The sequence below is a fragment of the Flavobacterium sp. ACN6 genome, from assembly GCF_002304005.1.
Classification (GTDB): domain Bacteria; phylum Bacteroidota; class Bacteroidia; order Flavobacteriales; family Flavobacteriaceae; genus Flavobacterium.
In genome coordinates this window covers 219,587-234,046 of record NZ_MRCQ01000004.1, presented here as the reverse complement: position 1 = coordinate 234,046, position 14,460 = coordinate 219,587, and the positions used below count along the sequence as shown (strand labels likewise).

Here is a 14,460-nt window from a genome sequence, read left to right as displayed (position 1 = left end):
TGTCAAAGTTTTGAACTTTGACAAAGGTTTTTTTTCTTTTATACTACACTACAAATATTTGTTTAGAAACATACAAAATCGCCTTCCCTATCAACCAAAGCAATAGCGCAAGTCCCAATAATTTCCAAGCCCAAGCTGTTCCTTTTTTCCAATCGGAAAAAAAAGAAAAAATCTCAAAGTACTTTAGTACTATAAATACACTTGTTCCTATTAAAAAAAACCAGATGATTTCATTTAAGCGAGAATAATAACCATATTCAAAAACCAATGCAAGACAAACGACTGTCAACAATTGCAAATAATAATAGTTCTTATAACTGTATCTAAAATTAATTTTTGAAGATAATATGAGAAAAGACAAGAGGAGCAAACTGATCAATGCAGTTATTACATTATAAAAAATAGAATTCCACTGAAATACGAGTAGAAAAGTAACAGCAATAGCTATTACCATGCATCCTGCTAAAGAATTTATACTTCTAGCCCTATATTCACTTTTGAAAGGCAGTAAAATAGGATATAAATATTTTTCTAATGAACGCCAAAACGGCAATGCATAAACGGCCACAATTCCAGATACAACAATTTCATAATTGTAAAAAACAGCATCAGGAACTTTAAACAATACATAGCCAAGAGCCAGCGTAACAATAATAGCCGGAAGACAGATTGTTTTTACTGTTTTCCACGGATCTTTGCTCCAAAAATTATTTTCTATTTCATAAATATATTTTTTAACCCAATATTCCCTAGTAAATATAGCCGTTGATTGACTCCAAAGCAAAAACAAACCTACATGAACAATTACTGTCTGCAACACAAATTCAGTAATAGAGCAACCGTAAAAGATACAAAAAACTCCAATTAAAAACAGTTCGTAAGTTAGCAAGACAGGAGAAAACAAAAACCTAAATAAAGGAGCCAAACGTTTAATCAGAACTTCAATTAATAAACTCCAATATTTTTTAAACAAAGCAATCACCGCGCAAATCGCAATAAGCGCAGATAAATAAAACATCCAGTTAGTCAACAATTGTGTTTTCATCCAAAATTGAACTGCAGCACCTTTTGGACGAGTATATACTATATGAGAATTTTTAAAAACCTCCATAGCTAATTCATCTCTTAGAGCATCATCTAATTCTGGAAATTGATTTCTGTGTTTCTGCCAAAAGAGATTAGCGTTATAACCATTCTTTTGTAAAACTTCAAACTCATATAAGATTGTTTTTTGTTTATCGTTTAATGCAGTTATTTGGTTTGCAATACTGTCTGAAACTGTTTTTCCGTAAGTACTAAAACAGCACAGGAAAACAAATATTACTATTCTTTTCATAAAGAGTTAAAAATCATTCTAAACAAATTTAAGTTTTAAAGTCTTTCAAAAAAAATTATAAAAACAAAAAACCCGCTCATTTCTGAACGGGTTTTGTAAAAAGTAATCGTTATGATTATTAAGCCTCGAAAGGAATAATAGATACATAAGATTTGTTATCTCTTTTCTTTTGGAACTTAACAACTCCAGCAACTCTTGCGTGAAGAGTGTGATCTTTACTAATGTAAACGTTTTCACCTGGATTATGTTTTGAACCTCTTTGTCTAACGATGATGTTCCCAGCAATAGCAGCTTGACCACCAAAAATCTTAACGCCTAAACGTTTTGATTCTGATTCTCTACCATTCTTCGAACTACCGACACCTTTCTTGTGAGCCATGACGTATGAGTTTAAATATTGTTATTATTCTTTAGTAGCTTCTTTTTTTGCTTTTGGAGCTGCTGCTTTTTTTGCTTTTGGAGCTGCTTCAACTTCAGTAGCTGGAGCATCTTCTGCTACAACTGCTTTTTTAGCTGCTGCTTTTTTAGTTCCACCTGCTGCAGTAATACCTTCAATTACAATTTGTGTAAGATATTGTCTGTGACCATTTCTCTTTTTGTATCCTTTTCTTCTTTTCTTTTTGAAAACGATAACTTTATCACCTTTTAAGTGTTGTAACACTTTAGCTTCTACTGAAGCACCTTCTATAGCTGGGGCGCCTAAAGTTATGCTTCCGTTATCGTCTAATAAAAGAACTTTGTCAAATGAAATACTTGAACCTTCTTCGTTAGACAAACGGTGAACATAAACCTTTAAGTCTTTGCTTACTTTAAATTGTTGCCCTGCTATCTCTACGATTGCATACATACCAAATTGATTTATTGATTTTTAAGGTTGCAAATATACAATTAAAAATTTATTGTGCAATCTATAAAAGCAAAAATATTTTCAAAACAAAAAGTCCTGTATTTCAAGCACTTTAAAACAAAAAGATGCCATTATTTAAAGTAAAAGATTGTTAAAATAACACCAAATTGAAAACAAATCTTTAATTGATAATTAAAAAAAACTATTTTTGATGTAACTAAAATCAACTCTTGTTTACCTACTCTTGTTTGATATATAAATTTATTAATCTTTATGAAAAAATCAATAATGATGTTAAGTGCTGCATTAATGCTCGGCGGAGTGGCTCATGCTCAAAAAGTAGCTTTTGAAGAATACAATTTAGACAATGGCCTTCATGTCATTTTACACAATGATCCTTCTGCTCCAGTTGTTATCACATCGGTAATGTATCATGTGGGATCAAAAGACGAACGTCCGGACAGAACGGGATTTGCACACTTTTTTGAGCATTTATTATTTGAAGGAACACAAAATATCAAACGCGGCGAATGGATGAAAATCGTAACCGCAAACGGAGGCGTTAATAATGCCAATACATCTGACGACAGAACTTATTATTACGAAGTTTTTCCGTCTAATAGTTTAGAGCTTGGTTTATGGATGGAATCTGAAAGATTAATGCATCCTATTATTAATAAAATTGGAGTTGACACGCAAAACGAAGTTGTAAAAGAAGAAAAAAGAATGCGTTACGACAATCAGCCTTATGGAAACATTTTGCCTGAGGTTAAAAAGAACATGTTCAAAAAACATCCTTACAGATGGACTACTATCGGATCTATGAAAGATTTAGATGCTGCAACTCTTGAGGAATTTCAAGCTTTTAATAAAAAATTCTACACTCCTAACAATGCCGTTTTAGTGGTTGCGGGAGATTTCGATAAAACTAAAACCAAAGAATGGGTACAGAAATATTTTGGACCAATTCCAAGAGGTGAAGAAGTTAAAAAACAAACTTATACAGAAGATCCAATAACACAGCCTATTCAAGCTACTTATGAAGATCCGAATATTCAAATTCCAATGATTGTTGCTTCTTACAGAACACCATCAATGAAAACTAGAGATGCCAGGGTTTTAGATTTGATTTCTTCTTATTTAAGTGACGGAAAAAGCTCTAAACTTTACAAGAAAATTGTTGACGATAAAAAAATGGCGTTACAAATTGGCGCTGTAGGATTTAGTCAGGAAGATTACGGAATGTACATTTTGTATGGTCTGCCAATGGCTCCAAACACAACTGCAGATATCTTAAAAGAAATGGACGAGGAAATTGTAAAAATCCAAACCGATCTTATTTCTGAAAAAGATTATGAAAAATTACAAAACAAATTCGATAACAACTATGTAAATGCAAATTCGAGCGTAGAAGGAATTGCAGAAAATCTTGCTTCGTATTACTTACTTTATGGTGATGTAAATTTAATTAACACTGAAATAGACATTTATCATTCTATTACAAGAGAAGAAATTAGAGAAGTTGCTAAGAAATATTTAAATCCCAATCAACGCTTAATTCTAGATTATATTCCTACCCCAAAATCTCAAAACTAAGAATATCGAATCATGAAAAAAATATATACTTTTTTAATCCTTTTATTCCTAACTGGAATTATGCAAGCACAAGATCGCCCACAACCCAAACCAGGCAATGCGCCAGTAGTCAACATCAAAAAACCTCAAACCTTTGTTTTGGCAAACGGCATGAAAGTTTTGATCGTTGAGAACCATAAATTACCTCGAGTAAGTTTTACGCTTACTTTAGATAATGCGCCATTTACCGAAGGCAGTAAAAAAGGAGTTGATGAATTAACAAGCAGTTTAATCGGAAACGGAACTAAAAAAACAACCAAAGAATCTTTTAATGAAGAAATTGACTTCTACGGAGCAAATATAAATTTCACCTCACAAGGCGCTTATGCAAGTTCATTATCTAAATATTCTGGACGTGTTTTAGAGCTTTTAGCCGAAGGTGCTTTACAGCCTAATTTTACTCAATCAGAATTTGATAAAGAAAAAGCAAAACTACTAGAAGGCTTGAAAGCCGACGAAAAAAGTGTTCCTGCTATTTCGAATAGAGTTGTTGATGTATTAGCATTTGGAAAAAATCATCCGAATGGAGAATATCTTTCTGAGGAAACTGTAAAAAACGTAACCCTTGCTGATGTTCAAAAAAACTACAGTACTTATTTTGTTCCAGAAAACGCTTATTTAGTTGTAATTGGAGATGTTAAACTTAAAGAAATAAAAACAGCTGTAGAAAAATTGTTTAGCGGATGGAAAAAACAAAATGCTCCAAAAAACAATTATCCTGATCCTGCAAACCCTTCAAAATTACAAATTGATTTTGTAGATGTTCCCAACGCAGTTCAATCTGAAATCTCATTAGTAAATACTTTAAATTTAAAAATGAGCGATCCAGATTTTTTCCCTGCTGTTATTGCAAATCAGATTTTGGGAGGTGATTTCAACAGTTATTTAAACATGAACTTAAGAGAACAGCACGCTTGGACATACGGCGCAAACTCAAGCATTGGAAGCGGAAAATATGTAACCAAATTCAAAGCTACATCTGCAGTTAGAAATACCGTTACAGACAGCGCAGTGGTTCAATTTGTAAAAGAAATCAAAAGAATCCGCAGCGAAAGAGTTGATCCAGAAGTTTTAAGAAACGTAAAAGCAGGTTATATTGGAAGATTTGTAATGCAGGTTGAAAAACCACAAGCTGTTGCCCGTTATGCTTTAAACATTGAAACAGAAAAGCTTCCAGCTGATTTCTACGAAAAATACATTCAAACAATCAACAATGTTACGGCAGATGATATTTATCGCGTTGCAAATAAATATTTCCTGTTGGATAATATGCGTATTGTAATTGTTGGAAAAGGCTCTGATGTAATTTCTAGTTTAGAAAAATTACAAATCCCAATTTTCTACTTTGATAGATTTGGAAATCCAATCGAAAAACCTTCAGTAAAAAAAGAAGCGCCAAAAGATATCAGCGCAAAAACGGTTTTTGAAAACTACATTAAAGCAATTGGAGGAGAAAAAGCAGTTACTTCGGTTAAAACGCTTTATATGAATGGTTCAACAACTATTCCTCAAGCTCCAGGTCCATTAACTTTTATTTCAAAATTAGATTCAAAAGGAAAAATGATGGTTTCGCTTTCAATGGGAACTATGAATTTAATGAAACAAGTTGTAAACGAAAAAGGTGCTTATATCGAACAACAGGGACAAAGAAAAAACCTTGAAGGTGAAGATTTAGTCGAAATGAAAGCGAATGCAGCTCCATTTGAAGAATTACAATTGGTAAAAAGAACTGATTTGAAAGTTGAAGGAATTGAACCAATCAACGGAAGTGATGCGTATGTAATCAAAGACGGCAAAACAACGTATTATTACGACGTTAAATCAGGTTTAAAAACAGCAGAATCTAAAATCCGTGAACAAGGCGGAAAATCAGCAGCACAAATCACTAATTTCAATGATTATAAAGAAGTAAAAGGGGTTAAAGTTCCTTTTAATTTAATTCAGAATGTTGGTTTTGAATTGGACATCAAAATGTCTGATATCAAGATTAATGAAGAGGTTTCTGACGGAGATTTTTTATAATAAGAGGCTCAAAGTTACAAAGGCTCAAAGCAACAAAGGTTTTCAGCTGATAATATCTTAAGATTTCTGAGGCTTTGTCAAAGTTTTAAACTGTGGCAAAGCTTTTTTTATACGTCATATTTCATGAAGCCAGGCACGCAATTTTTGTCAGGCTGAGCGAAGTCGAAGCTCCTCCCAAAACTTACATCCAAAATCTAACAAATAAAAATCACTTCTTCGCCGACAAATAAACTCCAATCAGAATAATAAATGCTCCGAAAAACTGAATCGGTGTCAGCATTTCGTTATCCAACAATCCCCAGAAAAAAGCAACAATCGGAATTAAATAGGTCACAGATGTAGCAAAAACCGGCGATGACATCTGAATTAATTTGAAGAAAAGAATATTAGCAATTCCAGTTCCTAAAACACCAAGAATCATTACAAAAAATATCGAATGCTGTGTTTCTGCAAAATGTATTTTCTGACTGATATCTGTTGTACTCAAAATAATTAGCGCAGGCAGAAAAAGAACTGCAAAATTCCCCGTTGTGATACTTATGGAATTTAAATCGTGTAAATATTTTTTAATCAAGTTAACATTTATTGCATAACTCAAAGTTGCAATAACCACCAATAAAACATATAAATAATTTTGTCCTCCGCCTGCAGATTCTCCGCTTAAAACCAAAAGCAGACAACCTAAAAGACCAACAAAAACGCCCCAAACTTGTCGCTTTTGAAATTGAATTCCAAAAGCAATAATTCCCAGAATCAATGTATTTAGAGGCGTAAGCGAATTGAGAATCGCTACAATTGAACTATCAACCTGAGTTTCTGCAATAGCAAAAAGATAAGCCGGCATAAAAGTTCCAAAAAACGAGGTTATAGCAACAAACTTCCATTGACGGCGAGATATTTTTTTCAGGCTGTTAAATCCTATAATCAGTAAAAACAAAGCGGCAAAAATAATTCGGAACGATCCAACCTGAATAGCAGTCAAACCAACTAATCCTCTTTTTATTAAAATAAAAGAGCTTCCCCAAATAAGAGAAAGAATCAATAAATATACCCACTTTAACTGCTTTGTATCCATAAATCATATTTTACTGCAAATTTGTAATAATTTTGCGAACTAACCTTTCTCTTTTTATTAATTTTGCAAGAAAGAAATCGCAAATTAAATTTATATATAATGAAAATTTCAAAAATTTTAATCGCCGCAACAATCGCTGGTCTAGTATTCGTTAGCTGTAAAAAGGAAGAAGATAAAAGTCTACAAGTTGTAAACGCAGAAAAAAGCGCTCCAAAAGAACATAAGTCAATTGCTGCAGAAAATTTACAAACAGCAAGTTTTACAATCGACGGAATGACTTGTGCTGTAGGATGTGCTAAAACTATAGAAGAGGAATTAGCAAATCTTGACGGAGTTGATAAAGCTACTGTGGATTTTGACAAAAAAACTGCTACAGTAAGTTTTGACAAAACAATTCAAAACTCTGAGTCTTTGACAAAAGTGGTTCAGGAAACTGGCGACGGGAAGACTTATAAAGTGTCGAATTTCAAGTCTTAAATTTAAAATAATTCATTCCGTAGGAATGTCTCCTTGGTAGAATTAAATTTGAATTAAGATTATCGTCCGGTGGAACGTTTGATTAATAATACAGGATTGTTATTTCCACGAAAACAAGTGTCCTTACAGGACACAACACAAAACAAAACTATTTTTTTGCTACCGATGAGATATTCCTATGGAATATTAAATATTGTCAAGGCATAGAAAATGACTAAAAAAGGATCTAAATAGATCCTTTTTTTTATTTCTTTATTTCCATTTCAATGTTTCCATCAAACGCTGCATATCATTTTTAACATAACTCGCTGCTGGCATAATTGAATCAAAATTTGGTTTTGCATAAAAATAAACAGAACCTATTAAAAAGTGTTTTGTACTATCGGTAACATAAAACTGTGAATTTGTCGCCGCGTTTCCATCAACTTGGTAAAACATTCCGTACACTTTTTTCTGGGGATTTATATATGGCTGCTCTAAAATATCATCGGCTTTAATTACGTGTTCGTAAGTCAGTTTTTGAGCGTCACGTAACAATTTATCAATATTATTATTTACCGGCTTATAAGTCAAATAAATGGTCGCTTTCATCTTTGGATAAGTAATCGCGAAACCGCATTCTTTTTCGCCTTTAATAACAGCGTCTTCATTCATTTCAAAAGAAAATGGGCAATTGTTTTCAAAATTCACATACTTTGCTTCTGGATAATCCAATCGCAGAAAACTTGCCGGTTTTGGCAAAACATCGTTTTTACAGCTTAAAACCGTTAGCGCAAGCAAAATTGCTGTTATTGAAAGTATTCTATTGAGCATTTTAATTTATTGTTACTTTTATTTGTTTTACACGCTTTTTATCAACTGTTTCTATTGTGAAAATACAGTTTTTAAAAGGCACTTTCTGATCTTTTTTCGGAAAATTACCTAAAATTTCTAAGATAAATCCAGCCAATGTTTCTGCTTCTCCTTTATGAGATTCGAAAGCATCTTCATCTACGTTTACAATTCTGTAGAAATCTTTAAGATTAATTTTTCCTTCAAAAAGAAAATTATTTTCATCGATTTGCGAAAAGTTTAAATTCTCATCATCAAATTCATCACTGATATCACCAACTATTTCTTCTATTACATCTTCTAAAGACACCAATCCAGAAGTTCCTCCATATTCATCTACAACTATCGCCAAATGACTTTTCAATCCTTGGAAATCTTTTAGCAAATTATCCAGCTTTTTATTTTCAGGAACAAAGAAAGCTTCTCTAATTAAAGATGTCCAGTCAAATTCTTCTTTATCGATATGAGGCAGTAAGTCTTTAACAAACAGTACACCTTCAATTTGATCAATATTATCACTGTAAATCGGGATTCTAGAAAATCCTTTTTCAATTATTTTAGGATAAATACAGGCGAAAGATTCTGATATTTCCAATGCAAAAATATCAATTCTCGGACTCATTACCTGCTTTGTATCTGTATTTCCGAAAGAAACAATTCCTTCTAAAATTTTTTGTTCTTCTGTTGAAGTTCCCTCAGAATCTGTTAACTCTAAAGCCTGTGAAAGCTGATTAATCGAAAAGTTATTCTTTTGTTTCCCTAATTTATGCTGCAAATATAGAGTAACGGAACGCATTGGCAAACTTATAGGAGAAAGTAGTTTATCTAAAAAAGCCAGCGGATACGCAACACGCTTAGCAAAACGCACGCTATTTCTGCTTGCATAGACCTTAGGAAGCACTTCTCCAAATAGAAGAATGAAAAAAGTAACTAAAATTACTTCAAGTGTAAATTTAAAAACGGGAGAACTTACATCTGAAAAGATATTCTGCCCGATATAAGCAAACAATATAACTACACCGATATTAAAAAAATTATTCGCTACCAGTAATGTAGCCAATAGTTTTTTAGGTCTGTCTAATAAATTGGAGATGATTTTACCTTTGGCCTGATTATCGTTTAAAGTATCATCGATGTCTTGCTGTGATAACGAAAAGAGCGCTACTTCAGCACCTGAAACTATTGCTGAAAGAAATAACAAAATAAATATTCCGACAAAACCAATAATTATATTAGTGTCAGGATTTGTTATAAAGAGTAAACTGGGCTCCGGCTCCAAATTGCATCAAATTAGTTAAACATCTTTTAGAAAGGCAGATCGTTAATTGGAAGCCCTTCATTAGTAGCAGCATCAAAGTTAGTGTTTTTTGTTGATTCTGTATCTTGATTTTGTTTAGTATGCGCAGTTTCTTTTTTGGTTGTCAGAAAAGTAAATTCTGTAACCTGAATTTCTGTAGTATATTTCGTCGTGCCGTCTTCTGCCTGCCATTGGCGAGATTTTATTCTTCCTTCAACATAAATCTTATCTCCTTTAGAAAGATATTTTTCGCAAATTTCGGCTGCTTTATTACGCACAACCAAGTTATGCCACTCCGTAGAAGTGATCTTTTCGTTGGTTGTTTTATTGATATAAACTTCATTTGTAGCCAGCTGAAAACGTCCGATGCAATTTCCGCCATCAAAATAATGCATCTTTACATCATCGCCCAAATGGCCAATAAGCATCACTTTATTTAATGTTCCGTTCATAGTTTTTGGTGGTATTTCTACCAAAGATACATTTTTTTAGCAAATTATTTCCTGCTTTTCTATAAATTTATAAATCACAATTGGGAAAGGAAAAGTTTTTAATTTTTCAGGATCAACTCCATTTTCTATTTTCTCTTTTACCTTAATTTTCCAAAACTGTATATGAAGATGCTGATGCGAAAGTTTATGTACCAGCGTTGATTCTGCGTAATCCTCTATACCTATAATAGTATAAGAAGAAAATATTTCTTCTTTAGCCGCTTTGGAAACTACATCAAAACCGACAATAGACTGTGTTTCTAAAAGTGGAAATTCATAGAGATTATGCCAAATACCTTTATCAGTTCTTTTTTGAATTAATGTATTCCCTAAAACATCTTCTAAAATCAAATAATTAAAATAACGATTGGACACCTTAACTTTTTTAGATTTAACGGGAAGCTGATTTACTTTTCCTTTTTGTAATGCCGCACAGCTTTCATTAAAATCACAGACAGAACAATCTGGACTTTTTGGAACACATTGCAGCGCACCAAACTCCATTATGGCCTGATTAAAAATTGCTGGATTGTCTTTGGGCATTAATTCGTGCACAAGTGCAGCAAATTCTTTTTTGGCAGCCGGAAGCGCAATATCTGTTTCAATATCAAAGTAGCGCGAAAGCACCCGGAATACATTTCCGTCTACAACTGGAACCGATTCGTTATATGAAAAAGAAGCAATTGCGGCTGCGGTATATTCACCAACACCTTTAAGTTTTAAAAGTTCTTTATAAGAATCTGGAAAAACGCCGTTTAAATCATTACTAATATATTGAGCTGTTTTATGAAGATTTCGAGCTCTTGAATAATACCCTAAACCCTGCCAAAGTTTTAAAACTTTTTCTTCAGAGGCATCTGCCAAATCTTTTACAGTAGGAAATTCCTTGGTAAAAGCGAAAAAATAAGGCATTCCTTGAGCAACTCGCGTCTGCTGCAGCATAATTTCTGAGAGCCAAATTTGGTACGGATCGACCGTTTTTCGCCAAGGCAAATCACGCTTGTTTCGTAAATACCATTTTATCAATATGTTATGAAAATCCATTGCAAAATACTTAGAATACAAAAGTAAATGTTTATGTAATTAAAATTTAACGAATTAGCTTGATTAATTATTTTTTTAATTCCTATATTTGCAAACTCAAAAAAATAGTACACCATTTATAAAATAAAATAGGAAAGAAAATGACGAAAGCAGATATCGTAGCGAAGATTTCAGAGAAACTAGGTCTTGAAAAAGGAGATGTTCAAGCAACAGTGGAAACTTTTATGGAAGAAGTAAAAACTTCTTTAGAAACTGGAGACAATGTTTACCTAAGAGGTTTTGGTAGTTTTATCGTAAAAACTAGAGCTGAAAAGACTGGAAGAAACATTTCTAAAAACACAACAATTAAAATTCCAGCACACAACATTCCTGCGTTCAAACCTGCAAAAGTATTTGTAGAAGGAGTAAAAACAAACAACGAAGCAAAATAATATTAATTAACATAAAATCGACACGATATGCCAAGTGGTAAAAAAAGAAAGAGACATAAGGTAGCTACTCACAAACGTAAAAAAAGAGCGAGAGCTAACCGCCACAAAAAGAAAAAGTAGTTTTAAACTACTTTTTTCTTTTTAAACGTTCATTGAAATTGAAAAAAGATGAAAGAGTAAAGAAAATAGAAAATAGACGTAAAAATCTATTCTCTTTGTTCTATTCTCTACTAATCTTCTTTCCCCGGGTTCAATACCTGTTAAAAAATATTGTTTAATCCATCCTTACAATTAGGCCTTAAGCTATAAGCTTTAAGCTATAAGCAATTCAATTTGCTTACAGCCTACTGCCTACTGCCTATTGCTAGAAAGTTCGGATAAAAATTTACAGTGTGAATAAAGAATTAATCATTAGATCTAGTTCTGAAGCCGTAGATTTTGCCTTATTAAAAGATGGAAAACTAATTGAATTACACAAAGAAGAAGAGAAAAGCAACTTTCAGGTTGGTGATATTTTTATTGCCAAAATCCGAAAACCAGTTGCTGGACTAAATGCTGCTTTTGTAAATGTAGGCTTCGAAAAAGATGCTTTTTTACATTATCATGACTTAGGTCCAAACTTAGCTTCCCAACTGAAATTCATAAAACTTGTAAGCGCAGGTAAAATAAAAGATTTCTCCCTAAAAACCTTTCAGTTTGAAAAAGAGATTGACAAAGATGGCATCATTACTGATATTTTAAGTGCCAATCAATCTGTTTTAGTTCAAGTAGTTAAAGAACCTATATCAACCAAAGGCCCAAGAATAAGTGCTGAGCTTTCATTGGCTGGAAGATTTATCGTTCTAGTTCCTTTCTCTGATCGTGTTTCTATTTCTCAAAAAATAGAAGACAAAAAAGAAAAGGATCGTCTAAAAAAACTTGTTCTATCGATCAAACCTAAAGGATTTGGTGTTATTGTTCGTACAGTAGCCGAAGGCAAAAACGTAGCCGAATTAGAAAAAGATTTGCAGAACCTGCTTGGCAGATGGTCTGCAATGTGTAAAAAATTACCAACTGCTCATCATCCATCAAAAGTATTAGGAGAGCTTAACAGAGCTTCTTCGATATTAAGAGATGTATTCAATGATACCTTCAGCGGTATTCAAATAGATGACGAAGAGTTGTACCATCAAACGAAGGAATATCTGCAAGAAATTGCACCTTCAAAACAATCGATTGTGAAGTTTTATCAATCAAATGATACTCCAATTTTCGAGAAATACAATATAGAGAGACAAATCAAAACTTCTTTTGGCAGAACCGTTTCTATGAGTAAAGGGGCTTACCTTATCATTGAACACACTGAAGCTCTTCACGTTATAGACGTAAACAGCGGAAATCGTTCAAACAAAGCAACCAACCAGGAAGACACCGCCATGGAAGTAAATATGATTGCAGCAGCAGAAATCGCCAGACAACTTCGTCTGCGAGATATGGGCGGTATCATAGTAGTTGATTTTATCGATATGTCTAATCCTGAAAATAGGAAAGTCTTGTTCGACTTCTTGCGAGAAGAAATGAGCGACGATAAAGCAAAACATAAAATATTACCGCCGAGTAAATTTGGTTTAGTTCAAATTACAAGACAGCGCGTAAGACCAGAAGTTAATATAAAAACTAGAGAAGAAGATCCAAACAATGAACATGGCGAAATTGAAGCGCCAATATTAATCATTGATAAAATCACATCTGATTTAGACAGACTTTTAAAAACCCACGATAAAGTTGTGCTAAACACACATCCGTTTGTGGCTGCATACCTCAGCAAAGGTTTTCCATCATTACGTTCAAAATGGTTTTTTGAACATAAGAAATGGGTGAAAATCATACCTCGTGACGCTTACACGTACTTAGAATACCATTTCTATGATAAAAAAGGAAATGTTATTTCAGAATAAAAAACAAAAAACCGCCTTTCGTGAGATTGGCGGTTTTTTTGTGCTTTTAAATTAAATTTTATGATTGTTTTTAGTCTTATAGCGGCATAAAAAAAACTTTTAATTACCATATCCAAAAAAGTGTTTAAGTAGGTTTACATGGAATTGTTAATTATTAATTCGAAAAATTACATGCTAACGCCAGACAAAAGACTTTACTTAAGCCAAAAAAAAAATCTCTATTACTTTTTTTACATCCTTTTTTTGTTTTCTTCTAAAGTGACATCCCAAAATGACACTATTTATTTTGACAAATACTGGAACAGAGAGCGTAAAGAACTTGCTGTTTATTATCGAATTTCTCAGAAAGAAATTAAAACGGAAGACGCTTTAGGTTATTCTATAAAAAAAGATAATTTTTCTAATCCTTTTTACGTTTTTCCTGTTAAAGATTATTACGTAAAAAACAATCAGTTACAATTTCAAGGATATCTAGCTGGCACCAAGAACTTGAACGAATACTCCGCGATAGGCAATGCAAAATGGTATAGCGAAGATGGAAAACTTATTAAATCCAAAAATATCTCTCCACGAGACTATCGCAAAGAGTTATTGAAACCTGTTAAATTTCCCTCTGACAAAAACTCTTTTAACAGCGAAGATATCGACATGAGTCCTGCTTTTTACATTTCATATTCGATAGCAGCAAAAAGTCAGTTTACAGGTGGTTTAGAGTTTTGCTTAGCTTGTCAAAATGACAATAAATTACTTGTTGGTCTAGGTTACGGAATTACACGTTATGATAGCAAAACTTATGGATTACCAGACTTTCATTTATATCTATCTAGAGAGTGGCTTTTTGCAAAAATTGGAGGTTCGCATAAAAATGCCTACGCACTCGCTGGAATCACGCTAATAAACTTGATGGACTTGGGAATAGGTTATTCTGTTCCTTTTAATCAAGAAAACATTCCTGAAATTAAAGGCTTTATATTTGGAGCTACCATAAGATTTTCAAATAACGAAAATCTTCGTTTAAATTTCAAATATTGACCGGT

At 32.9% G+C, this 14,460-nt stretch carries 14 protein-coding genes; 6 read left to right on the top strand and 8 right to left on the bottom strand.

What is annotated here, in order from left to right:
- Positions 1 to 43 precede the first annotated feature (43 nt).
- From BSF42_RS08360 to rplU, 3 genes are all read right to left on the bottom strand, one after another.
- Entirely contained in the window at positions 44 to 1,111 is a 1,068-nt protein-coding gene (locus BSF42_RS08360) for a hypothetical protein (protein WP_253251017.1), read from the bottom strand.
- Positions 1,112 to 1,454: 343 nt separating this feature from the next.
- Positions 1,455 to 1,715: a 50S ribosomal protein L27 gene (gene rpmA, locus BSF42_RS08355; RefSeq protein WP_095952625.1), complete on the bottom strand. Its 261-nt coding sequence runs from the start codon at positions 1,713 to 1,715 to the stop codon at positions 1,455 to 1,457.
- 24 nt (positions 1,716 to 1,739) lie between these two features.
- Positions 1,740 to 2,183, bottom strand: a complete 444-nt coding sequence (gene rplU / locus BSF42_RS08350) for a 50S ribosomal protein L21 (RefSeq protein WP_095952624.1) — start codon at positions 2,181 to 2,183, stop codon at positions 1,740 to 1,742.
- Between the two features lie 273 nt (positions 2,184 to 2,456).
- On the opposite strand from rplU, the gene BSF42_RS08345 reads away from it, so the two are divergent.
- Positions 2,457 to 3,779 carry a pitrilysin family protein gene (locus tag BSF42_RS08345; RefSeq protein WP_095952623.1) on the top strand — a complete coding sequence of 441 codons (1,323 nt, stop codon included), beginning with the start codon at positions 2,457 to 2,459 and terminating at the stop codon, positions 3,777 to 3,779.
- A gap of 12 nt (positions 3,780 to 3,791) precedes the next feature.
- Entirely contained in the window at positions 3,792 to 5,840 is a 2,049-nt protein-coding gene (locus tag BSF42_RS08340) for a pitrilysin family protein (RefSeq protein WP_253251015.1), read from the top strand.
- Positions 5,841 to 6,048: 208 nt separating this feature from the next.
- Here BSF42_RS08340 and BSF42_RS08335 read toward each other — a convergent pair whose 3' ends face one another.
- Positions 6,049 to 6,915: a DMT family transporter gene (locus BSF42_RS08335; RefSeq protein ID WP_095952621.1), complete on the bottom strand. Its 867-nt coding sequence runs from the start codon at positions 6,913 to 6,915 to the stop codon at positions 6,049 to 6,051.
- 99 nt (positions 6,916 to 7,014) lie between these two features.
- On the opposite strand from BSF42_RS08335, the gene BSF42_RS08330 reads away from it, so the two are divergent.
- On the top strand, positions 7,015 to 7,392 hold the full coding sequence (locus BSF42_RS08330) for a heavy-metal-associated domain-containing protein (protein ID WP_095952620.1): 378 nt from the start codon (positions 7,015 to 7,017) through the stop codon (positions 7,390 to 7,392).
- A gap of 252 nt (positions 7,393 to 7,644) precedes the next feature.
- Here the strand turns inward: BSF42_RS08330 and gldD are convergent, their stop codons facing one another.
- From gldD to mutY, 4 genes are read right to left on the bottom strand one after another with little or no spacing between them, the layout of a single operon-like run.
- Positions 7,645 to 8,205 carry a gliding motility lipoprotein GldD gene (gene gldD, locus BSF42_RS08325; protein WP_095952619.1) on the bottom strand — a complete coding sequence of 187 codons (561 nt, stop codon included), beginning with the start codon at positions 8,203 to 8,205 and terminating at the stop codon, positions 7,645 to 7,647.
- Position 8,206: 1 nt separating this feature from the next.
- Positions 8,207 to 9,502 (bottom strand): gliding motility-associated protein GldE, encoded by a 1,296-nt coding sequence (locus BSF42_RS08320; RefSeq protein WP_095952618.1) that lies wholly within the window; start codon positions 9,500 to 9,502, stop codon positions 8,207 to 8,209.
- A gap of 26 nt (positions 9,503 to 9,528) precedes the next feature.
- Positions 9,529 to 9,972: a single-stranded DNA-binding protein gene (locus BSF42_RS08315; protein ID WP_095952737.1), complete on the bottom strand. Its 444-nt coding sequence runs from the start codon at positions 9,970 to 9,972 to the stop codon at positions 9,529 to 9,531.
- A 36-nt stretch (positions 9,973 to 10,008) separates the two neighbouring features.
- Positions 10,009 to 11,055: an A/G-specific adenine glycosylase gene (gene mutY / locus BSF42_RS08310; protein ID WP_095952617.1), complete on the bottom strand. Its 1,047-nt coding sequence runs from the start codon at positions 11,053 to 11,055 to the stop codon at positions 10,009 to 10,011.
- 140 nt (positions 11,056 to 11,195) lie between these two features.
- Here mutY and BSF42_RS08305 point away from each other — a divergent pair, with 140 nt between their 5' ends.
- The 3 genes from BSF42_RS08305 (at position 11,196) to BSF42_RS08295 (ending at position 14,455) form a co-directional block, all read left to right on the top strand.
- Positions 11,196 to 11,486 carry an HU family DNA-binding protein gene (locus BSF42_RS08305; protein ID WP_007805026.1) on the top strand — a complete coding sequence of 97 codons (291 nt, stop codon included), beginning with the start codon at positions 11,196 to 11,198 and terminating at the stop codon, positions 11,484 to 11,486.
- 392 nt (positions 11,487 to 11,878) lie between these two features.
- Positions 11,879 to 13,423: a ribonuclease E/G gene (locus tag BSF42_RS08300; protein ID WP_095952616.1), complete on the top strand. Its 1,545-nt coding sequence runs from the start codon at positions 11,879 to 11,881 to the stop codon at positions 13,421 to 13,423.
- 258 nt (positions 13,424 to 13,681) lie between these two features.
- Positions 13,682 to 14,455 (top strand): hypothetical protein, encoded by a 774-nt coding sequence (locus tag BSF42_RS08295; RefSeq protein ID WP_141248438.1) that lies wholly within the window; start codon positions 13,682 to 13,684, stop codon positions 14,453 to 14,455.
- Positions 14,456 to 14,460 lie beyond the last annotated feature (5 nt).

What these genes read in the sequence shown, in the direction of transcription:
- gldD (WP_095952619.1), bottom strand. Translation starts at nt 8,205, where the DNA reads ATGCTCAATAGAATACTTTCAATAACAGCAATTTTGCTTGCGCTAACG.
- BSF42_RS08345 (WP_095952623.1), top strand. Translation starts at nt 2,457, where the DNA reads ATGAAAAAATCAATAATGATGTTAAGTGCTGCATTAATGCTCGGCGGA.
- BSF42_RS08330 (WP_095952620.1), top strand. Translation starts at nt 7,015, where the DNA reads ATGAAAATTTCAAAAATTTTAATCGCCGCAACAATCGCTGGTCTAGTA.
- rpmA (WP_095952625.1), bottom strand. Translation starts at nt 1,715, where the DNA reads ATGGCTCACAAGAAAGGTGTCGGTAGTTCGAAGAATGGTAGAGAATCA.
- BSF42_RS08360 (WP_253251017.1), bottom strand. Translation starts at nt 1,111, where the DNA reads ATGGAGGTTTTTAAAAATTCTCATATAGTATATACTCGTCCAAAAGGT.
- BSF42_RS08335 (WP_095952621.1), bottom strand. Translation starts at nt 6,915, where the DNA reads ATGGATACAAAGCAGTTAAAGTGGGTATATTTATTGATTCTTTCTCTT.
- mutY (WP_095952617.1), bottom strand. Translation starts at nt 11,055, where the DNA reads ATGGATTTTCATAACATATTGATAAAATGGTATTTACGAAACAAGCGT.
- BSF42_RS08305 (WP_007805026.1), top strand. Translation starts at nt 11,196, where the DNA reads ATGACGAAAGCAGATATCGTAGCGAAGATTTCAGAGAAACTAGGTCTT.
- BSF42_RS08315 (WP_095952737.1), bottom strand. Translation starts at nt 9,972, where the DNA reads ATGAACGGAACATTAAATAAAGTGATGCTTATTGGCCATTTGGGCGAT.
- BSF42_RS08340 (WP_253251015.1), top strand. Translation starts at nt 3,792, where the DNA reads ATGAAAAAAATATATACTTTTTTAATCCTTTTATTCCTAACTGGAATT.
- rplU (WP_095952624.1), bottom strand. Translation starts at nt 2,183, where the DNA reads ATGTATGCAATCGTAGAGATAGCAGGGCAACAATTTAAAGTAAGCAAA.